Annotated in this window: 17 protein-coding genes; 11 read left to right on the top strand and 6 right to left on the bottom strand. The window is 52.1% G+C overall.

Going from position 1 to position 24,360, the window contains the following annotated elements; all coding sequences use genetic code 11:
- Positions 1-481 precede the first annotated feature (481 nt).
- The 3 genes from FHS90_RS08810 to FHS90_RS08800 form a co-directional block, all read right to left on the bottom strand.
- Positions 482-3,823, bottom strand: coding sequence for a LamG domain-containing protein (locus tag FHS90_RS08810; protein WP_182512764.1), 3,342 nt, complete (start codon positions 3,821-3,823; stop codon positions 482-484).
- Positions 3,824-3,976: 153 nt separating this feature from the next.
- The gene (locus FHS90_RS08805) at positions 3,977-5,074 is read right to left on the bottom strand and encodes a glycoside hydrolase family 5 protein (protein ID WP_182512763.1); all 1,098 of its coding nucleotides are present in this window, start codon (positions 5,072-5,074) and stop codon (positions 3,977-3,979) included.
- Between the two features lie 347 nt (positions 5,075-5,421).
- The gene (locus tag FHS90_RS08800) at positions 5,422-6,156 is read right to left on the bottom strand and encodes a pseudouridine synthase (protein WP_343049637.1); all 735 of its coding nucleotides are present in this window, start codon (positions 6,154-6,156) and stop codon (positions 5,422-5,424) included.
- A 360-nt stretch (positions 6,157-6,516) separates the two neighbouring features.
- Here FHS90_RS08800 and FHS90_RS08795 point away from each other — a divergent pair, with 360 nt between their 5' ends.
- Positions 6,517-8,715, top strand: a complete 2,199-nt coding sequence (locus FHS90_RS08795; protein ID WP_182512762.1) for a PAS domain S-box protein — start codon at positions 6,517-6,519, stop codon at positions 8,713-8,715.
- A gap of 359 nt (positions 8,716-9,074) precedes the next feature.
- On the opposite strand, the gene FHS90_RS08790 is transcribed toward FHS90_RS08795, so the two are convergent.
- Positions 9,075-9,389, bottom strand: coding sequence for a hypothetical protein (locus FHS90_RS08790; RefSeq protein ID WP_153042590.1), 315 nt, complete (start codon positions 9,387-9,389; stop codon positions 9,075-9,077).
- 204 nt (positions 9,390-9,593) lie between these two features.
- On the opposite strand from FHS90_RS08790, the gene FHS90_RS08785 reads away from it, so the two are divergent.
- The 5 genes from FHS90_RS08785 (at position 9,594) to FHS90_RS08765 (ending at position 16,231) form a co-directional block, all read left to right on the top strand.
- A complete protein-coding gene (locus FHS90_RS08785; protein ID WP_066831545.1) occupies positions 9,594-11,006 on the top strand; it encodes a sensor histidine kinase in 1,413 nt (470 codons plus the stop codon).
- Between the two features lie 317 nt (positions 11,007-11,323).
- Complete coding sequence (locus tag FHS90_RS08780; protein ID WP_182512761.1) at positions 11,324-11,701, top strand: response regulator; 378 nt, start codon at positions 11,324-11,326, stop codon at positions 11,699-11,701.
- Positions 11,701-12,744: an adenylate/guanylate cyclase domain-containing protein gene (locus FHS90_RS08775; RefSeq protein ID WP_066831540.1), complete on the top strand. Its 1,044-nt coding sequence runs from the start codon at positions 11,701-11,703 to the stop codon at positions 12,742-12,744. Before FHS90_RS08780 ends, FHS90_RS08775 begins: the two co-directional genes overlap by 1 nt.
- Positions 12,745-13,047: 303 nt before the next feature.
- Positions 13,048-15,798, top strand: coding sequence for an NTP/NDP exchange transporter (locus tag FHS90_RS08770; RefSeq protein WP_182512760.1), 2,751 nt, complete (start codon positions 13,048-13,050; stop codon positions 15,796-15,798).
- Positions 15,785-16,231, top strand: coding sequence for a Crp/Fnr family transcriptional regulator (locus FHS90_RS08765; RefSeq protein ID WP_066831534.1), 447 nt, complete (start codon positions 15,785-15,787; stop codon positions 16,229-16,231). The genes FHS90_RS08770 and FHS90_RS08765 overlap by 14 nt, the downstream gene beginning before the upstream one ends.
- Here FHS90_RS08765 and FHS90_RS08760 read toward each other — a convergent pair.
- Both FHS90_RS08760 and FHS90_RS08755 read right to left on the bottom strand, forming a co-directional pair.
- Positions 16,215-16,811 carry an HD domain-containing protein gene (locus tag FHS90_RS08760; RefSeq protein ID WP_066831531.1) on the bottom strand — a complete coding sequence of 199 codons (597 nt, stop codon included), beginning with the start codon at positions 16,809-16,811 and terminating at the stop codon, positions 16,215-16,217. The genes FHS90_RS08765 and FHS90_RS08760 overlap by 17 nt on opposite strands.
- A 359-nt stretch (positions 16,812-17,170) precedes the next feature.
- Positions 17,171-17,587: a JAB domain-containing protein gene (locus tag FHS90_RS08755; protein ID WP_484592915.1), complete on the bottom strand. Its 417-nt coding sequence runs from the start codon at positions 17,585-17,587 to the stop codon at positions 17,171-17,173.
- A gap of 1,175 nt (positions 17,588-18,762) precedes the next feature.
- On the opposite strand from FHS90_RS08755, the gene kaiC reads away from it, so the two are divergent.
- The 5 genes from kaiC (at position 18,763) to FHS90_RS08730 (ending at position 23,878) form a co-directional block, all read left to right on the top strand.
- Complete coding sequence (gene kaiC, locus FHS90_RS08750; RefSeq protein ID WP_182512759.1) at positions 18,763-20,214, top strand: circadian clock protein KaiC; 1,452 nt, start codon at positions 18,763-18,765, stop codon at positions 20,212-20,214.
- 63 nt (positions 20,215-20,277) lie between these two features.
- On the top strand, positions 20,278-20,571 hold the full coding sequence (locus FHS90_RS08745) for a circadian clock KaiB family protein (protein ID WP_182512758.1): 294 nt from the start codon (positions 20,278-20,280) through the stop codon (positions 20,569-20,571).
- 824 nt (positions 20,572-21,395) lie between these two features.
- Entirely contained in the window at positions 21,396-22,502 is a 1,107-nt protein-coding gene (locus tag FHS90_RS08740) for a sensor histidine kinase (RefSeq protein ID WP_182512757.1), read from the top strand.
- 267 nt (positions 22,503-22,769) lie between these two features.
- Positions 22,770-23,162 (top strand): response regulator, encoded by a 393-nt coding sequence (locus tag FHS90_RS08735; protein ID WP_182512756.1) that lies wholly within the window; start codon positions 22,770-22,772, stop codon positions 23,160-23,162.
- Positions 23,163-23,533: 371 nt separating this feature from the next.
- Positions 23,534-23,878, top strand: coding sequence for a hypothetical protein (locus tag FHS90_RS08730; RefSeq protein WP_182512755.1), 345 nt, complete (start codon positions 23,534-23,536; stop codon positions 23,876-23,878).
- Positions 23,879-24,360: the final 482 nt, after the last annotated feature.

Below are 24,360 nucleotides of genomic sequence, written 5' to 3'. Positions count from 1 at the left end.
TGGCGAACAGCGGCGGAAAAATGAGAACTCAACTTGTTCTCTGCAGTCCTTTCTATTAGACAAAATATATAAGAGCATCTGACGATGCACCCGCACCCTAGAAAATCATTCTGCCTACGTTGTTGGTAGTCCCGCACTGTTTTAGGATAGAAATCCGTGCCCAGGGTAGGGGACAGGGGATGATGACTTGTGCTGAGTTGAACATTTCCAGGCATTATTCCTGAACATGTTATTATTCCACTTCATTGGTCTTCTTGCGCCCTTGTAAGCTTCTACCCCTTTCAAGGAAGGGGCAAAAATGGGTCATATTTCCTGAGTTCATCTTGAAATTGCAAATGCTGCTGATTACCTACCCATGAAAAGAGGTGCGGGCCATGGCCCGCACCTCTTTTCATGGGTAGGTCTGTTTTCGGCCTGTTTTTAGAAAAACAGGCCGAAAACAGAAATTTGAGGCAGGCTTAAACAGGGGTAGAATTGCACGTTATTGAGCAGGAACAGTTTTCTGTTGCCCGGCTTCTGAAATCTCCCGCACCCAGTGCTCCTGCAGCAGGAAGTACAGGCGGGAGTAATGTTTCTGGCGCCAGCTGTCTTGCGCTAATTGAAGATAGGGAGCATATTTTCCGGTGCCCAACCCTTTTTGATTGGCTTCAAGCTGTAACTTTTTCAGGTCTTCCTCCAGTTTCTTCACCCACGCCTCATCTACTTCCGCCCTGGCGGAAGAGACCCGTTGGGTAGAGGAGGAGCTGGTGAACACCTGCAAATCATACGGCTGAAGCCGAACCGTTAGCTTGTCTTTCCTCTTGGTTTTAGCGGCGGTCACTGGGTTGGCCAATTCGCCTTTCTCCAGCAGGCGCACCTCGGTCTCTACAGCCGTAGGGAGCAGATTGAGCACGTAGAAGTAGAGTTGGCCATCTACCACTTGTTGCCTGATCCGTACGGGATCTGTGGCCGTGGCCACGTCTTCAAACTTAACAGCGGGCAACGCATGGAACGCATCTGAGAACCGCTGAATCTCTTTCTCCATCCCGAAGGTGCCAATCAAATAGCCTCCTTTGGTGATGGTGGTAGCCTCCAGGTTGTTTAGCGCGAGCACATAAGGTTCAAGGCTATGGTAACTCACAGGGTTGAAGGTGGTTACCCGCCAGGTGAATTCCTGCACGCCCAGCTTCTGAAGGCCCTCCATCTGGTGGGTTCTGCCTACCGGGTCTTCCCAATAACGGTCATGAATAGTCACGCCCACATTTTTTAACGGCTGTAGAGAGGCCACCACCTCTGGGGCGGTCATGATGGTACGGTTTACCTCATGGGTGTCTGGCTCATAGTTAACCCGTTTCCAACGCAAATCTGCCGGAACAAAGGTGTAGTTGAGCTGGAGGTTGGGGTTATCTTTGTATAAGGCCGGGTCTATCCCCATCTCGCGCAGCACCTCTACCGGGTTTTGGTTCAGGTAGTCTGCCAACCGGTTGTTGTGGGTCAGGTGTACAAACAGGTTCAGGATGAGTTTCAGGTCAGACCGGTGGGCTGCCACCAGGTTTCCCATTTGGTTGTAATGCTCATACAGGACTTTGCACCGCCAGTCAATCCAGGCTTTCTTGGCCGCCGGGTTGGCCATGAGCCAGTTGTAGCTGTTGCTGAACCTCTTTGGGTCTCCCGCCACATACCCGGGAATCTTAATGTTGCTTTCCTGCTGAAAACGGGTCAGGTTAATGTCATTGTAGCCAGACTCCAGGGAGGCGAAGGTGTACAGCTTCGGGCGGGTGATCACCAGTGAAACTGCTTTCAGGGCGGGCTCCTGCCCGTACCGTTCGCAGACCTCAGACACTACCTCCTGTACCGCCTGCATAACCCGTGGGTCTGCCGCATTGTAGTTGGGGTCCGCCCCGTGCCAATAGCCGTACCAGAGCTTCCCGTCTTTGTTCACGTTGATCACGGTTTCTTCGCCCTGCATGACTTTTGCCGAGTCTGCCAGGGCATATTTGTTCAGGCTGGGAAGGGTGTGTATGTGAAGACCGGCATTGAACTTCATGCCCTCCTGGTCCAGCCGTTTTAAGAGATAGGCCGGGAACCCGTCTGGGTGCGGACGGGTACCGCCCTGGGCCCCGTCAATGTCTGGTTGGAACGGTTCTGCCCAGGTGCCGTACAACGGACCGGCATACCAGGCAATGGGATACTCAAATTCGGTCTGTCCAAAAGATTTCAGGTAGCTAATCAACCGGTCAGTGGTTTGGGAGAAACCATCTAGCTGGGCAGACGTGCCAAAGCTCAGGTTCAACACCGGGTCTTCATAATACAGGCCGGTGCGGCGGGCGGGGGCGCTTCCTTTGAACACCGTTGGGGGCTGGTTCGCCTCCAGATGGCTCACCCGGTAGATCTTAATTTCTTTCACGGCCGCAGGTTTGGCGGTTTCTGCGGTCATAAAGATGAAGGCCTGCCGCTTGGACCGTGGCCAGAAGACTATGCGGTGCTCCTGCATTCTATTGGACAGCGGGAACTCGCCACCGGTATAAATGCCGGTATGGGCCTGGTAGTCCCGGGTATTGGCAAAGTCCTGCAGCAACACCTCCATGGTTCGCTCCTTGTCATCTGGAAACGTAATGAAGGCCACGTGCGGCTCATTCACGTCCTGCACTTCAAATTCCAGCACAAAACGGTTATGGCGGGCGGGGCCAGATTCACGGTACTTGCCCAGCGGGGAGGTGACAACGGTGCTGCTGCCCGCCTGAGCAATAGGGTGCCTGGTGGCGGCGTCTATTTGCGCTACTAATTTTTGGGTGGCTGGGGCTGAGTGGGTACTGCTTTGGGTGGAGAGGACGTGCAGCGGAGAGGTAACCATTTTTGTCTTCTGACCTTCAGAATACGTCACCGTTAAGGAGTACTCGCCCGCCGCTTGCACTAACAACGGAATCTTTACAAAGCCTCTCTTCAAACCGGGCAGGGTATGGTTAGGTAGATTACCGGACTCCAGAACTTTGCCGTTGGGGCCGCTGAGCTGATAGGCCAGTTGTTGTAACTGTATCTCCTGCTCACCCGGGTTATGTAACGCCACATGTACAAATTCGGCTTTGCCGGAAGAAAGAAAAGGGTCTTTGATGGAGACCTCTGCCGTGAAGCGCCGGTACTGGAGGTACGCCTGACGGGCCTCTGCCTCAGTGATCTCGCGGCTGTAAATGTAAATTTCGTCCAGAGCGCCGTTCCAGGCCTGCTCTCCTTTTTCATTCAGGGCACCCAGAAAGAAGAAGGGATGGTTCTGGTGCTTCCAGTTGGGCATCCAGCCGGTGGAGGCCTGCTGGCCGTCTACGTAAAGCGAAACCCCTTTTTTCTCGTTCCAGGTAATGGCCAGGTGGTGCCACTCTGGCTGGTCTGAAGGCAGGAGTTTGCTGTAATACACAATGCTTTCCCGCGGGTCGCGCAACTGGAACCGCATACGCTGGTTCAGCATGTCCCAGGTGTAGTGCAGGCTGCCCTTGGTGCCGGGGCCATTCTCATTGAACAGCACAAACGGGCCGCCTTTTTTCCCCTCCTGTCTGGCCGGCATTTTGACCCAGAGGGAAAGGGTGCCTTGTTGCTTGTTCAGGTTGTGTAAGGACTGGAACTGCAGCGTCTGTCCTTTTTCAAAATAGGCTGCTTTGCCCCTGATTCCGTCTACTAATGCGGGCAGGTTTTTATTTTCAGGGGTATTTTTCCCTTTGGCCTGCGCGGCGAAGCCTTTTTCAAAGCTCAAATGGAACAGGGTGGGAGGGGCCGTTTCTGGTTGGGTCTGTGCCTGCACAGACAGGGTGCAGAGGAGGAGTAAACCTGCCAGACGAAAAAAGTTAAATCTCATACCGGTATTGGGTTTGGTACCGCTTTTCAAGCAAGCGGCTAGATGATTCACTTAAAAGCCTTTCTGTTTTTGGGCTGTTTTGGCCAAAACAGCCCAAAAACAGAAAGGCAGACTGGCCTTGGTAAATGACCAGTCTGCATGTAGGCAAAGGGATTATTTATCGTACTTGAACTTACCCTGCATCACGTCCCGGAAGAACTTTCCCTGGTCGGTGGGCTCGTACTCCCAGTTTTTGATCATCTGGGGCACCCACACCGGGTCAAACACCCACACCACCCATGAGATGCCTTTCTTGTGGAAGTAGTTCATAATAGAAGGGCCGTACTTGCCGTCATCATGCAGGTTCTCATCCTCACCGCCCTTCATGAAGCCAATCTCAGTGGCCATTACCGGATATTTATCTGCCACAAACCCGAAGTCCTGCTCCCACTTTGGCTCCCGCGGAATGGGGCGCTTGCCGGGGTAGGGGTGCACCACATAGCCTATGCCCTCACGGGCGATGGGGTTCTGGCGCACCGGCGTCAGGTCATAAGCCCAGTTGAAGCCCGCCACCAGCGGCACCGCCTTTTTGTTCTGGGCGTAGATAACATCAATGATCTGCTCCATCAGCCCTTTCCACTCTGCCCAGGTGGTGTTACCGTACTGGCCGTCATAGAGGGTGGGCTCGTTGAAGATCTCGTAGAAAGCCACGGCGGGCGCCTCTTTGTAGTGGGCGGCAATGGTTCTCCAGAAGTTGAAGGTTTCTTTCTTGGTGGTGTTGTGCATGTCATGGGCCAGGATCTCCATGTCCAGGTTCCCAATGGAGTGCCAGTCAATGATCACGTAGATGCCCAGTTCAGAGCACCAGTCCACGGCCTGGTCCAGCAGGCGCATGTACTCCTCCACGCCGCGCTGGTGCCAGGCAATGGGGTGTACCGGAATCCGGATGATGTTGGCGCCCCAGCTCTTGATCACTTCAAAGTGCTTCTTGCCCCATTGGCCGTCCTTGACCAGCTTATCAGGGTCTGAGATGGAGACGCCTTTAAAGACTATTGTCTTTCCCTTCTCATCTACAAATGCATTGCCCTTCACGCTAATGAAAGACATTTTCTTATAGCTGGGATCTACTTTGAAAGGCTTCAGCCGCTCAATATGCCACCATTCCCGCTTTACCTCATTGCTCTGCAGGCCAGGCTGGGCAGAGGCTACGGGAGAAAGCAGGAGCAGGGCGAAAAAAAAGAATAGAAGGTTTAACGGGTTTTGTTTGAACATAGTGCGTTAAGTTTGGCTTTGCGCAAAGAAAGCAAAATTTACAGGATGGGAGGTAGTATTTTCTTAGCGATAAGTAGCACTGAGTCTGTTTTAGGTACGCCAGAGGCAACCGCTGCTCAGGAAGATTCACCGTAAGTGGCAGAAACAAGAGGAGTGTCTGAAGAAGCAGGCAGAAAGGGATTTGCCCTTTGGCTTCTGTTTTTGGCCTGTTTTTAAGAAAAGAGGCTAAAAACAGAAACGGATTTAGCCAGGAGTGACCATTTTTAACGTGCGTACTAAGCACGGCATCTCTGCCGCAAGAGGGCTGTTGTTCAAATTATCTGTACGCTACACCAGAAGGGAACACTTTAGAAAGAACCTGCCAGTTCTGCCTGCGCTGCCAGCACGGCGCCCCAGGAGAATTGGTCACACAACCGCCGCATGTTCTGGGGCAGGGCGGCTTTGATTTCCACGCGCTGCCGGGTAAACGGATGGGTGAACACCAGCGAGGCGGCGTGCAGGAGCAGGAAGGGGCTCTGCTGCTGTTCCAGAAACATGAGGTTATGGCGCCAGTCGCCGTGCTTTTTGTCCCCAATGATGTAATGCCTGAGGTGGGCGAAGTGTTTCCTGATCTGGTGCATGCGGCCCGTTTCTGGTTTGACCTTCACCAGGCTGTAGCGGGCGGTCTGGTAGCGGCCCACCGGAATGGGGAGCTCCACCGTGGCCAGTCGTTGGAAATGGGTAACGGCTTCCTGAGGCTCTTTGAGCCCGTTGTCCCGGTCAGGCCGAATAGGGCTGTCTATGGTGCCGACCTCAGGGGCATATCCCCGCACTATGGCAAAATACGTCTTGTCGGGCTGGCGCTCGGCAAAAGCCTGCACCAGTGGGGCCGCCGCCTCGGGCGTTTTGGCGAAGAGCAACACGCCCGAGGTGCCCCGGTCCAGCCGGTGCAACGGGTAGAGGCGGTACCCTAGCTGGTCGCGCAGCAACTGCAGGGCAAATTCTTTCTTCTCCTCGGCAATGCGGGTTCTATGGACCAACAGCCCGTTCGGCTTATTGATGGCTACATACTGCGCATCTTCATAGATAATCTCCAGCAACACGTCTGACTTTCTTAATGAACCGGCAAATTACGCATTTTTTACCGGGTGTCTGGTTCCTGGGTCAAGGTGGTGCCCAGGTAGGCTTGGGGCCAGAATTCCTCTTATGGGGAAAAGACCGGTGGGGTTGTTTTGGAGCTACTTTCAGGAAAACAGGCCAAAACAGAAAATGGGGAACAGTGGCAGGCGTTGGCACCAGGAGCCTTGATAAGAAGAAAGATTTTTTTTGCAACGGGTATGGTATAGAGGTGGAGTGATAAATTTTACCGTTCCCCATGATCGCCTTGACCCTAACCGCTTTCCTTTTAGTTATATTATGTTTACCATTACTTTTTCTTAGATTTATAGTATAATCAGAGAAAAGTGAGGAACCAACCCCTGCCCCCTTCTAAAAGCCAAAGTCCTATTTACTGGGAAAAGCTGGCCCAGGTATCACTTGACATGATCTGCACCATTGACAATGACGGGTATTACACCTTCGCCAGTGATGCCAGCCTCTTGATGCTTGGGTACACCAGCAGTGAAATGGTGGGCAAGCATTACCTGAGCCTTTTGCACCCGGAAGATGTGGAGCGTACCACGTTGGCGGTCCAGCAACTCCTAACCCACGGGGCCCCCCATAATTTTGAGAACAGGCTCCTGCACAAATCAGGCAGAACCGTACATGTGATGTGGTCCAGCTCCTGGTCTCATGAAGATGGGAAAATGTACAGCGTGGCCCGGGATATTACTGAACTGGTGGCCACCCGGCAGCGGCTGGCTGAGAGCGAGCAACGCTATAAGGGCCTGTTCCAGCATAACCCCGATGTGATATTTCTGGAAAACCGGGCGGGTATGATCACCGAGGTGAATGAGGCGTTCTGTGAGAAATGGGGGGTGACCCTGGAGGAAGCCCTCAGCAGGTCGGCGGCCTCTTTTTTCCCGGCAACCATGGAGGCTGCCACCCAACAGGCGTTGCAAGAGGTACTGCAGGGAAATACGCTCAGGCATATGCTGGAAATCAACGTGGGCGGAGAGGAGCGGATGTATGACACCATCAAGTTCCCTATTAAAGTCAATGGCCAGGTGGTGGGCGCTCAAACAATAGCCAAAGATGTGACTGCCGCTGCACAGGCCTATAAAACCATTCAGCAGCAGGCCAACAAGCTCAATACCATCTTTGAAAGCATCTCAGATGCGGTGATCATGCTTGACAGAGACGGCTGCCTCACCTACATCAACAACGAGGCAGAGCGGCTGGTAGGGCTTGACAAACAAAAAGATCTGGGGAAGAATATCTGGGAAATATTCCCGCAGGAGGTAGAGGGCGAACTCTATGCCCACTACTGCCACATGCTTGCGGCAGACACCCCCGCCTACCTGACCACCAAGGTGCATAGCAAGGAGCTCTGGCTGAGTGTGAAAGCCTACCCCTCTGCCGAAGGTGTATCTGTCTACTTTGAGGATGTCACGGAGCAGGTGGTGTCCAGGCAGGAACTGGAGAAGCTCTCCCTGGTGGCCAGCAAGACCAACAACTGCGTAATGCTGGTTGACAAAGACTGGCGCATTGAATGGGTGAACGAAGGCTTCTCCCGGCTGTTTGGCTACCGGGTGGAAGAGGTGAAAGGAAAACGCCCGTCGCAGGTGCTGCATAACGCCAAAACGGATACGTCTTCGTATGAGAAGCTCTGGGGGAAGTTAATGAAGGGCGAAGACATATTCTTTGAGATTTTAAATGTCACCAAGGGCGGCGAGGAGGTTTGGATGACGGTAGACATCACCCCGGTAGTGAACGAGGAGGGAGAGGTCTACCGGTACATTGCCGTTCAAACAGACATCACCAAGCTGAAGAACTCTGAACTGGACCTGGAAAAGCTGGCCAAAGATCTTTACAAACAGAAAAGGGACCTACAGGAGTTTACGTACATCATTTCGCACAACCTGAGGGGGCCGGTGGCTAACTTGTTGGGGTTAACCCAACTACTGGTCATGGAAGACGCGGCTACTGAGAATTTCCAAAAATCACTCACATTTCTGCGGCAAAGCGTGGTCAAGCTAGATGATGTGCTCATGGATTTGACCACCCTGCTGAGTATCAGAGATACCACCGCTAACCTGGAACTGGAGCCTGTTGCCATACAGGAGGTGGTGGAGCTTGCTTTGTCCTCTTTCAAAGAGCCATTGGTCCAGACCGAGGCCAAGGTGGTTTTGGAGATAGAGGAGGGCTGTCTGGTGCGGGCGAACAAAGCGTATCTGCACAGTATTTTTTACAATCTGCTGTCTAACTCCATCAAGTACAAGGCAGATGGGCGCGCGCTCCAGATCAAGGTGACCTGCCACCCCGTGCCGCATACGCAGGAAGTGCTCATCTCCTTCACTGACAACGGCTCTGGCTTCAACCTGGAGAAGGCAAAGAAAAACCTATTTAAACTCTACAAACGGTTCCATACGGTACAGGAGGGGAGAGGCATAGGCCTTTTCCTGATCAAGAGCCACCTGGATGCCATGGGCGGGCGAGTGGAGGTAGAAACCCGGGTAGGCGAGGGAACCACCTTTCTGGTGCACCTCCCGCTCTACGCCTAAGTGCATTGCCATTCGCTTTCCAGACAAAGAAACTGCCAGGCGTAAAATGGGGGTGAGATAGGGGTTAACCTTTGAAGAATTCCACAAGCCAGGTTGGCGCCTGTGTACCCAGATTTCTGTTTTCGGCCTGTTTTTCAGAAAACAGGCCGAAAACAGAAACACCTCTGTGCAGTGCATTTACTGGTGTTGTGCCAGAAGCTGCTTAACATTTCCCTTTTTCAGCACTTGAGGATCTGGGCTGGCGCGAGCGTCCGGCTGGGCCACGGTTTGGGCCTACTTTCACAAAAACAGCCCAGAAACAGAAGCTCACCCTCCTAAAAGTCTTCCAGACGCTTGCGCCCGGAACTAAAAAGAAAACTCTAAACAACTTCTTGGGAGAAGAGCCTGAATCCGGGAGGTTTGGCCCGCCAACCAGGGGAGCGAAAGATGCTGGTGCAAATATCTTTAAGGGATCCGGCAAGGCTCTTGAGCGAAACTAGGGAAGGAAGGTTTGCCGCCCGCTTGCCGCGCAACCTCAAACGGAAGCCGGGGCTAAGCCCATTGCCTGTTTTTCTGCCGTGATACACCGTCATGAAGCCGGAAATACGGGAGAAAATACTGGTCTGCAGCACTTGCGCCCCTGGCTGTGAGCAAGCGGCAAATAATTTTATCAGAGCGGGCAGAACAGTTTCCATTTAAAGAATTACTTTAGAGCTGGTTTAACAGGAGGCTTTGTCAATAAGATGGGCCCTGTCAGGTTCTCCAGGGGTGGTGTACGCCTTCCCTGCTGCGCTGCTAGAGTGTAAAAAGGGAACAGGCTGGCGCTGGACCATGGGCCCGGGCCGCATCAAAGACCGTTTTAAAAAAGCTCTCATAAAAGATTAAGGTATTTCCTGCTTATGTATTTTTTCTCTTTCCTGGCCGCCTTCCTGCTCCTGAGAAGACTGCGGAAATCTATGCTCCTGACAGACCAGGGGGCTAAATGGGATAAAACCCTGAACATTGCCAGCTGGGTATCATTAGGGGCGTTCATCATCTTCAGCAACTGGATAAGCGAGTTCTGGGAAGATGTGGTGGGCATTGCCTACCTGATCCTGGTGCTGACGTTGGTGTACAAGGAGAAGGATTTTAAAATGGTACGGTCTCTTTTGCAGTCCTTTTACCCGTATGTGGTCATTTGCCTGCTAAGCCTGCTCCTGAAACTCATCTCCCCAGAACTGCACAATGATTGGGATGATTACATCACCATGGCGGCACTGGCGGGGTTTGTGTACATCTTTGCCGCCTGGATGAGCTTCAACAAGGGGCAGAAGGCGCTGGAGGTGGAGCGGGAGAAAAGAATTGTAGAAGAGAAGCAGCGCAAAATCATTGAGGCGCACAAAGAGGAGCTGGAGCGGCAGGTGGCCCAGCGTACCGCTGAGCTGACCAAACAGAAAGAAGAGCTCCTGCATACCGTAGAGGAGCTGCAGGCCACACAGGCCCAACTCATTCAGCAGGAGAAGCTGGCGTCGTTAGGGGAGTTGACCGCCGGTATTGCCCATGAGATTCAGAACCCGCTTAATTTTGTGAACAACTTCTCAGAAGTAAGCATTGAGCTGCTGGAGGAGCTGAAAGAAGAGGTTTTTCAGCATCTGCCGGCTGCTGAACAGGAAAACGCCGCAGAAATCCTGCAGGACCTCACCCAAAATCTGGAGAAGATCACCCACCACGGCAAACGCGCTGATTCAATTGTGAAAGGAATGCTACAGCACTCCCGCATCAGTACCGGGCAGAAAGAAGCCACCGATCTCAATGCCCTGGCAGACGAATACCTGCGTCTCTCGTACCACGGCCTCCGGGCAAAAGACAAAACGTTTAACGCCAGCCTAGTCACTGACTTCGGGGCTGACTTACAGGCCATCTCTGTGATTCCGCAGGACATGGGCCGGGTGTTGCTGAACCTGTATAACAACGCCTTCTACTCTGTGTCTGAAAAAAAGAAGAAGCTGAACGGTAGTTTTACGCCAACCGTGAAGGTGAGCACCAGAAGGGTGGGCAACTCCCTGGAGATCACCGTGCAGGACAACGGGCTAGGGGTGCCGCAGCAGGTGCTGGATAAGATCTTCCAGCCTTTCTTTACCACCAAACCCACCGGGCAGGGAACCGGGCTGGGCTTGTCGCTGAGTTATGACATCATCACCAAAGGCCACGGCGGTGAGCTGAAAATCAATACCCGGGAGGGGGAGTTCGCCGAGTTTATCATCACGCTTCCGCTGCAGGAGGGCGTTGCGTCCGGTTCCGGGCAGGTAAAGGGGGAGAAAGTACGTGTCTAACCCAGGGCAGGGAGGGGGCAGCCTCACAGGTCATGCACAAGGCAACGGTGCCGGCCAGGCGGCCTTTTCTAAGAAAGCTACTGAGCATTTCTGTGCCTTACACCTTGGTGGGCAGTTTTAAAAACTCCCACTTCTGTTTTCGGCCTGATTTCCCAAAAACAGGCCGAAAACAGAAATGCCGGCAGCTGGCCAGCGCCAGGGTGAGGAAGTCGCAAACCGGTATCAGCATTCTGTTCAGGGGCCTCCAAATGAATTTATCAGCGGTAACCCTAGCATAAACGGGAAAGAAGTTCTAATTTGAATTCAAAATAACGTGCATGAAAGTTTTAGTGGTAGATGATGAGGCAGATGTGCAGCCTTTGTTCCTACAGCGGTTTAGAAGGGAGATCAGGAGCGGTGAGGTGGAGTTTACGTTTGCCCAGTCTGGGGAGGAGGCCTTCAGCTACCTGGAAGACCATTTCTCAGAGATTGTACTCATTCTCTCAGACATCAACATGCCGGGCATGAGCGGGTTAGAGCTGTTGCTGCAAATCAGGGCCAAACATGACTCAGCCCCGCCCACTATCATGATGGTCACCGCCTACGGCGATGAGGAGAATTACCAGCAGGCCATGCAGTTTGGCGCCGATGATTTCCTGACCAAGCCCTTAGACTTTAGTGCGTTAAAAGATAAACTTAAAACTTTTGCTTCCTAATGGCCAAAATTTTGGTGGTGGACGACGAGACTGATTTAGAGCTCCTGATTAAGCAGAAGTTTCGGAAGAAAATCAGGGAGAACGCGTACGAATTTGTTTTTGCCCATAACGGCGTAGAGGCGCTGGAGAGACTGGCTGAACACCCAGACATGGACATCATCTTGAGTGACATCAACATGCCGGAGATGGATGGCCTGACGCTGCTCACCAAACTGCCAGAGGCCAACCCCATTGTGAAGGCTGTGATGGTTTCCGCCTACGGCGACATGGACAACATTAGAATGGCCATGAACCGCGGCGCCTTTGACTTTGTGTGCAAGCCCGTGAACTTTGAGGACCTGGAACTGACCATGGAGAAAACCGTGCAGCACGTAAGCCAAATCAGGGAGACGGTACAGGCCATCAAAGAGAATAACATTCTGCGCATGTACGTAGATGAGAACGTGCTCAACTTTATGACCCACAAGGAGTTTGAGCACAGCCTTATGGCCAATGAGACCCTTGACGGCACCGTTCTGTTCATGGATATCTGCGGCTTTACCTCCATTACAGAGAAAGTGCAGGCCAATACCGTGGTGAAGCTGCTCAATAATTTCTTCGACCTTATGGTGAAAGAGATTATTGCCCAGGGAGGCCACGTAGACAAGTTCATGGGAGATGCCGTGATGGCGGTCTTTAAAGGCGAGTACCACCTGGACCGGGCCATGGACGCCGGGCTGGCGGTGCGGCAGCACTTTCAGGAGATGGACGAGGTAGACATGGATGGGGTGGCGTTTAAACCACAGGTGTCTATTGGCATTAACACCGGTGAGATGGTCTCCGGCAACATTGGGTCAGCGTCTTTGCGCAGGCTGGACTACACCGTGATTGGTGATGTGGTAAACCTGGCGCAACGGCTCCAGTCAACTGCCAAAGCGGGGCAGCTGCTGATTTCAGAGGCCACCTATGAAAAAGCCAAAGAGTCTTTCAAGTGCCAGAAAATAGGGGAAGTGTCTCTTAAGAACAAAGCCAAACCGGTAACGGTTTTTGAAGTGCTGGAATAGCGGTTTAGGCCTGTTTTTCTGAAATCAGGCCTAAAACAGCTTATGTGCGTTGGCTTGAAGCGGTTTTGTGTTTTCTCTGGTGAAGCTGCTGGTTGTTGGGTGTGTTTTAGAGCTATTTTCCTAAAAACAGGCCAGAAACGCTCCCGTCCAGATTAAGGAGAAACGAAGACGTTCCCAGAATGTCTGTTGAGAATAATAAATTGAATTCCCCCCTGGAACAGAAGTAACCGGTACAAGTGAAGCGTCTATCGCGCTGTTGCAAGGGGTAAGGGGGGAGGTTGAAACTGAGATATACGCTTTTACATGAATAGCAAAATCAATTTGCTGTTGAACATAAAACCTGCTGAGGCCAAACTGGTGCGGCAGTTGTTTCTGGTGCAGTTCTTCCTGGGCGTTGCCACCGCCTTCCTGTTTACCTGCACGCTGGCCATGTTCCTGCATTCTTTTGAGGTGCGGGAGATTCCCCGGGTGTACATCCTGTCTGCAGGTTTATTGTTGGTGGCCAATGCCTTTTATGCCAAACTAGAGGCGAAACTCCCGGCCAAGCGGCTTCTGCAGACCATTATCCTGTTCTCCGCGTTTTCAATTCTGCTCACCTGGGCGGGGGGTTCTTTTCTGGCCGCCAAATGGCTGCCGTTGGTGCTGTCTTCCTGGAACATGGTGGTGTACATGTTGGTGGGATATGCCTTCTGGGGCATGGCTGCAATCATTTTTAACGTGCGGGAAAGTAAGCGTCTCTTCTCTGTGGTGGGGGCGGGAGACATTCCGGCTAAATTGATGGGCTACACCGCCGTTTCAGTACTGGCGCCGTTGCTGGGGGTTGAGAACCTGCTGTGGTTTTCTATTGGCGGTTTTGTACTGGCCTATTACTTTCTGAAACGCTTTGAGCACCATGCCATCTCTGGCCACCCTGAAAGCCATGGGCATGACGCCTCACACGGTCATGGCCACCCGGCAGAGACCTCTTTCCTGAAGAAGTACTTTCAGAACCGCCTTATTTTCGCCATCACGCTTTTCTCTCTGGCGGCGTTTACCGTCTACTCCCTCATTGATTATACCCTGCTGGCAGAGGTGAAGTCAAAGTTTACCAGCAGCCCAGATCTGGCTACGTTCATTGGGGTGTTCTTTGCGGTAGGCCGCGTGCTGGCCCTGCTGGTCAAGCTGTTGTTCAGCAGCCGCGTGATCAGTAGGCTGGGGCTGTCTAATTCCCTTTTAATTGCGCCGGCGGTGCTTCTGGTCATTTCAGGATTTATGCTGATACCCGGGGAGAGTGAAAAAACCATTCTTTATACTTTTGGGGTGATGGTGCTGCTGTCTGAGGTGTTGAAATCTGCCGTGCAGGAACCGGCCTTCTTTGTGCTTTTCCAGCCACTGGATCCCCACTCCAGATTAAAGGGGCACCTGGTGTCAAAAGGCTATACCATGCCCCTGGCGCTGCTGGCCACTGGTTTGTTCCTGGCCATCTATAAACATTACAATGGCGGAAGCATCTCCATCACCCTGGTTTGCCAGATTCTGGTTTCCCTGATAGTGCTCTGGGTGGCTACTGTTTACCTGATCAAAAAGGAGTATGTGCATTCTTTGGTGCAGGCGTTGAAGAAGGGGTATTTTACCGGAACCGAACTCTTTCTCAATGATGAACCCGTTAGAAAGCTGTTGCTGGAGAAGCTGGGCAGCGGCAAGGCAAAAGAGGTGATTCTGGCGCTGGAGTTACTGGAGCGCTCCGGCTACCGCCACCTGGAGAAGCAGATGCTGCCTTTGCTGCAGAGCCCTTCTGCCACCATCAGGAAATATGTGCTCTCCAAGGTGGTAGACCTGAGGTGGCCGCAGGCTTTTCCGTTGATAGAGCAGGCGCTGGGGCGTTACCCGGAAGATAAGGCGAAGCCTGAATTTATAAGAGCCGCCTATTTTCTGAATCCGGTGCTGCCGGACCTGCAGGCGGCCCAATCCCCACACATGAAAACAGCGGCTTTGACTGGGCTGGCCCTGAGAGCAGAGGCAGCAGCGTTACAGTTGGTGTTGCAGCACCTGCAGGAGCTGGTGCAAGGCTCTGAGTCAGAACAGGCAATGGCATTAGAGGTTATTTCCAGAACTTACCGTAAAGAGTTCCGGCCCCTTTTGAAAGATCTTTTGCTAGACAGGAAAGCCGCTGTGTATAAAAGAGCCATGGAGGTGGTGGGAAAAGTAAAAGACTTTGGGCTCTTCCCTACTGTGTTGGAGGTGGCGCATACCAAAGACGCCCCCTATGCCCTGCAAGCTGCCTTCGTGCATTTAGGGGATGAGGCTTTTACGGCGCAAAACCTGCCCCTGCAACACATTCCTGCCGGGTTGCAGTTGGCCGCCATTAAAGCAGCGGGCAAGGTGCGGGGCGAGCATTCTACCCATTTTCTAACCCGGCAGTTTGCTACAGGTCTGGCGCGGCAGGGTGCCTTGGTAGAAGCCCTCTGGAACAAAAATGCCGAACTGGGTTCTGAGGCAAAGCAACAGGTTGAGGCATTTTTGAAAACAAAGCTGGGGCAGGGCAGGCAGAAAGCCCTTTACAGCCAGTTCCTGAGCCAACAGAATACCCTCCCCCTGCTAAAAGAAGCACTGGACGCCGAAGGAAAGCAGGACCTGCAGCGTATGATGGAAAGCCTGGCACTGTTATTTGACCGGGCTCAGGTTAACCGGGTGATGGAGATGCTGGCCATTGGCTCCCCAGAGAAAGTGGCCAACGCCATTGAAATGCTGGAACAAGTAGTACCCAAGAAATACTTCCTGCCTCTGGAAGCGCTCCTGGACGTAACTTTAGACCCGGAAAAACAACTGGCCCGCCCCGCCGAATTGCAGCGGTTAGATACGGCTTCCATTCTCAAAGACCTGATCACCGCCAATTCAGCCAGCTGCTCCTCCTGGACCAGGTCTGTTGCCTGCTATAGCCTACTTCAAACTCCTTTTTCCGGCCTTACAGACGTTTTGGCCGCCCAACCAGTACCGGTTCAAGACGCGTTATACTCAGAGACCCGCGGGTTCGTTTTATCACAGCTTACCAAATCTGCTTATGTTATTGATTGAGAAGGTCCTCACTTTGCATTCTTCGCGTATCTTTCATGACACTCCAGAGTCTGACTTAGTGGAACTGGCAGGCGCACTTGAGGAGCTGCATTTAGACGCAGATGTTCAACTGTTCGCCAAAGGGGACCACGGAGACAGCATGTACTTTGTGTACAAAGGCAATGTTCGCATTCATGATGAAGAGCACACGTTTGCCAACCTGGGAGAAAATGAGATTCTGGGGGAGCTGTCTATTCTGGATGCCGAGCCCCGCTCAGCTACTGCCACCACCACAGAGCAAACCATTCTGCTCAAACTGGAGCGGGAGCCGTTTTATGAAATCATGATCTCTAACGCAGAAGTTTTAAAAGGCATCTTGAAAACGCTCTGCAAGCGCCTACGGCAGATGGACATCCTGCTGGTGGAAAGCAGAGCCGCTACGGCCGCTGATTAAGCTTTGCCTTGATCAGTGCCAGGTGCTGCTGCTTTTGCGTTTCCCGGCTGTTTTTTGAAAAAGAGGTGAAAAACGTGTGGCTTTCCAGAAACCTGACCTGCAGCTGGTTCCATTGTTCCTCATTCTGCACCACCCCGTAGCAGGTGAATTCCTGAAAGAGCGTTTGCCCGATTGGGAAAAAGTCATCACGCCCCAGATAATCCAGATCAGCGTCACAGATAATTTCCTGCAGCTTGTTTTGCGGGGCCTGCGGTACCTGGGTGGCCATGATCAAACGGCAGATAATGGTTATTTCCTCCGGGGTGAACCCAAAACCGGGAAGTTCCTCCTTGGCCAGGGTACAGCTTCTTTCTTCGTGCTGCTGGTAGGTGTATAAAAAACCTGCGTCATGGTACAGGGCTGCCACCTGTAGCAGCAAAAGTTCTTGAGGAGCGGTAACTCCTTCTTTCAGGGCTATTAGGCTTACCTGCTCAAATACATCTAAGGTATGGTGCAGCGAATGATAGGTTAAGTCTTTAGACAACCCTTCCCGTAACTTGGCTACTATGTGTTCATAAAGCGGCTCCAATGAAATTGACATATAACTTGTGCTGTAAGGGAGTAGTCTGCTAAAGTAAATATAACATTTTCTCCCATACCTGAGAAGGGAAAGGCAGAAGACATGCCTTTAGTGCGGGTTGGGGTTTTGAACCTGGTTAAAGATTGCAGGCTGAGGGCACGGTGAGACGCATACGCTACGGAAATTTATTGCAAAAATGTATAGGTGAGTGTACTATTGAAATACTCTCACTTCTGTTGAAAAAGGGGAGGGGCAACCCGGTGTATATCCTGCTCCGCAGAGGCTGAAACAGAAATGCAGTAAAAAGTAAGAGGGGTAATTCTCTGGTCTATCAACTATTTGAGTTCCAACAGTTGTCTATATTGATGGACTGTTCTACTTTACGCCCAAGATGCCAAAGGCTTTCCTGAACTATCTTCTTTCCCTGTGTATCCTCCTGCTGAGCGGATATAGTTTTCTCTACGCCCACGCGAATAAGGGAAGCCTTTACATTGCTTCTTCCGGAAATAATCAACGGACAGTACAAACCGCCGCAGGAGTAATACCCCCTCGCTGGTGTTGATGATATGGCCCAGCAAGCTGCCGCCCTCTTTCAGCTTCTTGGAGAGCTGTATGTCCGCTGAGCTGGGGGAGAGGTTTCCGGAGGGGTGGTTATGGCAGAGGACGATGGCTGAGGCGCACGATTTGAGCGTGGCCACGAAGATCAGCTTGGGGGCCGCCACGCCGCCGGTGGAGAGCTCGTAGAGGCCCAGCACCCTGTTGGCTCTGTTGAGCAGCAGCACCTTGAACTGCTCCAGGAACTCCAGCTTCCCGTCGTCCCAGTTTCTCTTGAGTAAGTCGTGTGTGTCGGAGGATCAGGTAATCCCTGGGCTCTTGGCTGGTTTTACCTTGTAGCGGTAAGTCAGTTTCACCTGGGCCACTCTGCAGTTCACGGTTTTCTTGGCTGTCGTTTCCATAATCGTTCATGTTTGGAGGTTAGGGAATTGATTATGGTGCCCACCCAGCCCGCGGGCGGACTGAGGGCAAGGTGGAGACAGTGAAAATGCGGAGGGACCACGGCAGGGGATACCCATTTTGTCAGTACTACCTTGTCCCGTGTCCGGACCTGCGGGCTACCTTCACGCCGGAATGAATGCCCTTTCCTCTCACTTAGAAGCCATAGGAATTGTCTGCTACTGGGAAAGGTCTAAGGTAACTTTATACTGCCGATATCAGCCCCCACAGCTATCTCATGGGTGATTCTTTTAAAAGGGGAGACTTCTCTGGAAAGGTTGGGGAAGGGGTAAAGCTAGTGGAAGGTGCGTTTTTTGGGTAGCTTATCGGTTGGGAGTAGCCAGGAGTTATGCCTTTCCGCGTAGCTGGTATGCTCTCTTTTATGAAAACTGAAACCGCAAGTTCCGCAGCGGTTTCCGCCCTAGCCCATTTGGGGGCGGAGGGCATTTTTGTGGACAAAAACACATCTTGCCGGACACTTTGCGTGTTCCCTAAATTGAAAAGAGCCTACTCTGTGGTATTTATTTGAACAAGGGTGGAGAATTTTCACCCGGAGTATAGGGGATCTGATAATAGCTGTTTAAGTTCCCGACTTAGTAAATTCAAGGGTCACATTTATTATATTGTCCGTTATTGGCTTTCATAAGAGGGGTTTTATACAAAGCGAACTAACATAGGCTTTGCATTTGACCAATGTCTAATGCAAAGCGGAATCAGCTCCATTCATGATATACCCTTTAAGGACGGGGTGGCGTGCTCTATCCAATGGTTTTTTAGACTTTATAAGGATCAAAAGAGGTCACCTATATGAAAGGCCCAAGAAGCATCAATCTCTTGCAGGCTACTATTTATTCCATTGCTGTTCTTTTATTGACTACCTTCCCCTACCTTTACCTCCAGACGCCTGAAAAACAGTGCCATTCACCTATAGCGCGTTTGGCATCTTTCCATCACCCCACCCCTTCATAGTTAACCTTTTATGAGCATTCCCAAACTTCAGACAGGCATTGTTGCCTTTGACCTTATCTCCGAGGGCGGCTTGCCCATGGGCCGGACCACCTTGCTGGCTGGCAGTTCCGGGAGCGCCAAAACGCTATTCGCGGCCCAGTTTTTGGCCATGGGAATCCTTAAGTTCAACCAGAACGGAGTGTTCGTGACCTTTGAGGAACAGGTGGAGGACATCAGGAATGACCTGAAAGGGTTCGGCTGGGACATAGACCTATGGGAATCAGAGGGGAAATGGACGTTTATAGACGCCTCCCCCAAAGAGGAAGACGTAATCACCATTGGTGAATTCGATTTGAGTGCCTTCAGGATAAGGCTGGAGAGGGCCATCGCCAAAAACAACGCTCAACGGGTAGTCATTGACTCCATCGGCAGCATCTTCACCCACTTTCCTGAGCATAACATCATCCGACAGGAAATGTCCAAAGTGACCATGACGCTCAGGCGGGTGAAAGCCACAGCCCTCATCACCACTGAGCGCACCGAAGAATACGGGGCCATTTCCCGGTACGGGGTGGAGGAGTTCCTGGCAGACAATGTCATGATCCTGCGTAATGTGCTCACGAACGAGCGTCGTCGGCGCACCATCGAGATCCTGAAATTCAGGGGCAGCAACCACGTGAAAGGGGAAAGCCCCTTTACCATTGTGCCTATGCAGGCGGTGGTGATTGTCCCTATCTCAGCCATGAAACTGACCCAGCAGGCATCAGGCCAGCGCGTCTCCTCGGGGGTGCGGGAATTGGACCAGATGTGCGGCGGCGGGTTTTTCAAAGGTTCCATCGTCCTGGTATCTGGGGCCACGGGAGCCGGCAAAACCCTGCTGGCCTCGAATTTCATCAATGGCGCCAAGGAAAGCCAAGAGCGGTGCCTTCTCCTGGCCTTCGAGGAGAGCAGAGAACAGATCTTCAGGAATGCCAAGGGTTGGGGACAGGACCTGGGGCAACTGGAGGCCGACGGCTTGCTGAAGGTGGTCTCCACCTATCCGGAGGTCTGCTCGCTGGAAGACCACCTCATCAACATACAGGAACTGGTCAAGGAATTTAAGCCTGATCGCATTGCCCTTGACAGCATCTCGGCCCTGACCCGCAACCCGTCAGAGAAAGGGTTCCAGGAGTTCGTGGTCGCACTCACCAATTTCCTGAAGCACGATGGGGTCACCACGATGTTGACCGCCACCACGCACATGCTCACCGGGGGCGCCTCCATCACCGAGGGTGACATTGCCACCATCACCGACACCATCATTCTTTTGAGGTATGTGGAGCTGACCGGCGAGATGCAGCGGAGCATCACAGTACTCAAGATGCGCGGCTCCCGGCATGACGCCTCCATCCGCCAGATCTTGATAGACGAGGAAGGCATGCAGATAGGCCGGCCCATCACCGGTATAAGCGGCCTGCTCTCAAACACCCCGATAGTGGCCTAAGGGAAGTTTAAAAAAGAAATCCTCCCGGGCATAAAGGGAATCCAAGTACCAAGGACAAGAAAAATGACTAATTACTGGATACAACTATTCATCAATAGAAACAGCACCACTTCTGTAGGGGCTGAGGAAAATCTGAATGCTATCCTCAAGAAATATTATCCTGGTGACTACCAGCTCGAGATTATCGACATCCAGGAACACCCGGATAAGGCAGAGGAAGCCGGTATCCTGGCTATCCCCACCCTGATCAGGAAATGGCCCCAGCCGGAGGTACGTCTGATTGGCGCCTTAACCGTGCAGACCCGCGTGCTGGCAGGCTTGGGCATCGCTAACGTAGACCATTTACAACGGCAGTAAAAAGATCAGCTAATCATTCAGCGTATTTCATCCGGCAGTGAGGTGACCTGCTCAATTGATAAACCCATGTATTTGACGATATGCCCACTGTGTATTTCCTCAAAAGTTCTGTTTGGATGGATGGAAAGCCCCTATCTATTCGGCATCTCCAACAGCCCGTTCTCTCCCCTGAAACTTTTTCCCGGTCAGCTTTGCGGTACCGTTTATTAGCAGGACCTTGCGGAAACAACACCTTGCAGTGAAACCATGGAACAGAGAGTCATCACAGTGCTGAGTAGGTTGGGGTGCCCCGGACCCGACAACAACCATGTGACATCGAATGATACAGCTCATCAGGTCACTCACTTGCTGGGTCACGGTTTCCGTATCCAGAGCGTATCCACACAGATAAGCCCCGGCATAGAAGAGGGGTCCAGGCAAGACTCCATCCTCTCCACTACCTATCTGCTCATAAGGGAGGACTAATTGCTATAAACGGTGGGGATACCGGAAAGCAGTACTGAACCTTGCCCAGACCGATTCGGAACAAGACGCCTTTAAGCCTGGAGATGGTCGGGAATCACCCTTTCCCGTATAGGAGGGTTGAATGATGTAAACCCAAAGACAGGAGGGGTAACTGCATATCAGCCACTGCAGCTTCCCTGGAGAACCACTCCTCCACCATGGAAGAGGGCTACCCGTGGACGTGGCGTGCAACCCTTGACCCAAATGGCTCAGCCAGAAGATGGCCTGCCGCATGATTTTAGGAAAAGCAATTGTAGGGTCCTGGGAAACACCTTTATATACCATCCTTCTAGAATTTAATAACCTTAGCCGCCTTATTGATGGGAAACTCACCTGGGAACACCTATAAACTGGATAAGCTCACGGAGCTGAACGAGGAGCTGGAGAACTACTTCAGTAACACCATTATCCCTCAGCTTTTCGTGGATGGTGATATGATCCTGCGCAAGTTCACTCCCGCGGCCATGACACATTTCAAACTCTCTGACAGTGACGTTGGCCGACACATAGATGAAGTATCCAATAACATCCGCTTTCCCACGATTATCGAGAACATCCATGAGGTGATCGGTAGCAATAAAAGCCTGGAAAAGGAGATACAGACCACCGACAATGTCTGGTATCAGATGAATATATTGCCCTACATCGTCCGGAGGGAGAACAGGAGCAACGGCGTCATCATCACCTTCATCGATATCAATGACCGCATCCAGATCCTGAAGGGGTACGAGCGGCTCAACAGGAATCACGAGGTCGTCATCCACGCCCTCTACCACGACATCAAGGGCCCCGTGTCCAACATAGAGGCGCTGGTGAATATCATGGACGAGGCAATGGGCGAAGGGGGAAACTCGGAGGCAGAGGCAAAGGAGGTGATGGAGATGCTCAAACTCTCCGTGGCCAAGCTCCGCGAGACGGTGGAGGATCTGGTGGACATCGGGGAGGCGGAGATGGATTTCGCCAATGCCACGGAGCGGGTGAACTTCGGGAACGTTATCGAAGACGCCATCCTCTCCCTTAAGGACAAGATCACCGAGTCCGAGGCAAAGATCACCTCCGAGATCAGGGAGGCGGAGATCGGGATTCCCAGGAAAACCATCCGGAGTATCATTTACAACCTGCTCGGCAACGCCATCAAGTACAGGTCTCCGGAAAGGTTGCCCGAGGTGCTTATCAGGACCGAGCGGGCGAATGACACCGTCGTGCTTACCGTCCGCGACAACGGGATGGGTATACAGGAGGATAAAAAGGAGGCAATCTTCGCCCGCTACACCAGGCTGCGGGACGATGTGGAAGGTAGCGGCATCGGCCTGTTCATCGTCAAAAACATGGTGGAGGACTCGGGGGGCAGGATCGAGGTGGAGAGCACCGTGGGGGAAGGCTCCACCTTCAGGGTCTATTTCAGGCAGAACCCCACCCAAAAATAATTCCTTTCCCGTTCCTCCCTTACTGACCGTTGCTAATTCCCGCGGTAGGGTGTAAGGCAGGGCCAGCCATGGTAATAGAGCTGGCTCCAGGTATTCCAGTTCGTTCTTCCCCTGGAAACGTATAGTAGGTTTATGTTCCGATCACTGGAACTAACCTCCGGGGCAAAGGAGGCCCCGATGGCTGCTCTTCCTTTGCCAACACTGACGGGGGAGGAGACTTCAAAAGCAATGACATTATGTCACTGTAGTGACATAATGTAGAAAACGATGGATCCGAATAAGAAAGTGCTGCTAGTGGATGACGATAGTGTCTATATTTTCATTCTGACCCGACTGCTCAGGAAACACAGTCCGCTTATGGAGGTTGTCTCCGCCAAGGAAGGTACGGAGGCGTTGGCGATGCTAAAAAAGGATGCCGAGATGGGTGCACTTCCCCAGGTGATCATCACGGACATCGAGATGCCGGGCATGAACGGGCTGGACTTCATAAAGGAGCTCGCCAAACTCGGGCTGGTGGACTACCGCCACACTAAGGTTATCCTGAACAGCGGGAAGGCCAGCTACTCCAACCTGAACTGGCCCGCTGAGGTCCCTTCAGTTGCCTTCTTCCCAAAGCCGCTCACACTTGAAACCTTGGCAGGTATCCTAGGCTATGTCTGAAAAATAGAATTTAGCTGAAATTGATGAGGTTGTGGGCTTGGGACCACAATGCAAGCCTGAACCTCATGTTCAACTACAGAAACATGTAAAAATCAAGACATCAAGCATTACAAAACATGGCCGAAAAAGGTATGGATGCAGCTTTTGCACAGCAAGCGCAGGCTGCTTAACCTCTCCTCAATGCAACTGGACAGAAGCCAGACGCTTTGCAAGAACGGTGGGGAGTGCGTAGGCTACCAGGCCAGGAAAGCCGCCAGAACCTGCAACAGCCTATTTCTGTCTGACAGCAAGGGAGTGCTGCTTGCCTGCAGCGAGCCGGTATAGGGGGCCCACCATGACCTGTTTGAGATAGAGGCGGTGTTCAGGCAGCTGTGCGGTCTCTGATCCAGGAGGCAGGCATTGAGACCGAAGGGCGGTTTCTGAACGCGGACGTCTGTTTAGACTCGGAAAGCTTCAGGTGCCTGTGCGCAGAGATGAAGATTGAGTCAAATATTGCCTTCAACCCCAGGAATGGCAGATATGACGGGGCGTATGTGTGTTTCAATGAAGAGCTCTTCAAAGGCAGGACAGTGATAGAGCACGCCAACGCCTGGCATGACAGCTTCAAGGCACTTTTGGTTAGATTCGAGACAAAGGCGCTGCACTGGATGGCTTTACATTTACTCGCTTTCACAGTCCTGTTTATCCGAAAAATCAATAAAATTGAAAAACTCTAAAGAGCTTCGTTGTCTATATTGATAGACTGTTCTACTTTTACGCCCAAGATGCCAAAGGCTTTCCTGAACTATCTTCTTTCCCTGTGTATCCTCCTGCTGAGCGGATATAGTTTTCTCTACGCCCACGCGAATAAGGGAAGCCTTTACATTGCTTCTTCCGGAAATAATCAACGGACAGTACAAACCGCCGTTGGCACTGTTCACCAAGACCTTTCCTTACAAGTAGCATATTCCTCCCCCAGTGCAGAAAAAACCCCTTTTGACAAATATGTCGCTGAAACGGAGATTGAGGAAACCGAATCCCTTCTAAAGAAAAACCAGGCGACCGGCCCCTTTCTCGCCACGGTTTTCTACGCCCAGGTACTAGCCTTTCTACTTTTCTTTCTGAAAAAGAACCTCACGTACTGTAAGGACTTTTTCTCTTTCTCCCCTTTAAGATTCTATCTTCTCTTCCGGGTCTTCCGGATCTAGTTTACCATTCC

The organism is Rufibacter ruber (assembly GCF_014138425.1).
Taxonomy (GTDB): Bacteria; Bacteroidota; Bacteroidia; order Cytophagales; family Hymenobacteraceae; genus Nibribacter; species Nibribacter ruber_C.
This window is presented reverse-complemented; position numbering and strand designations above follow the sequence as displayed.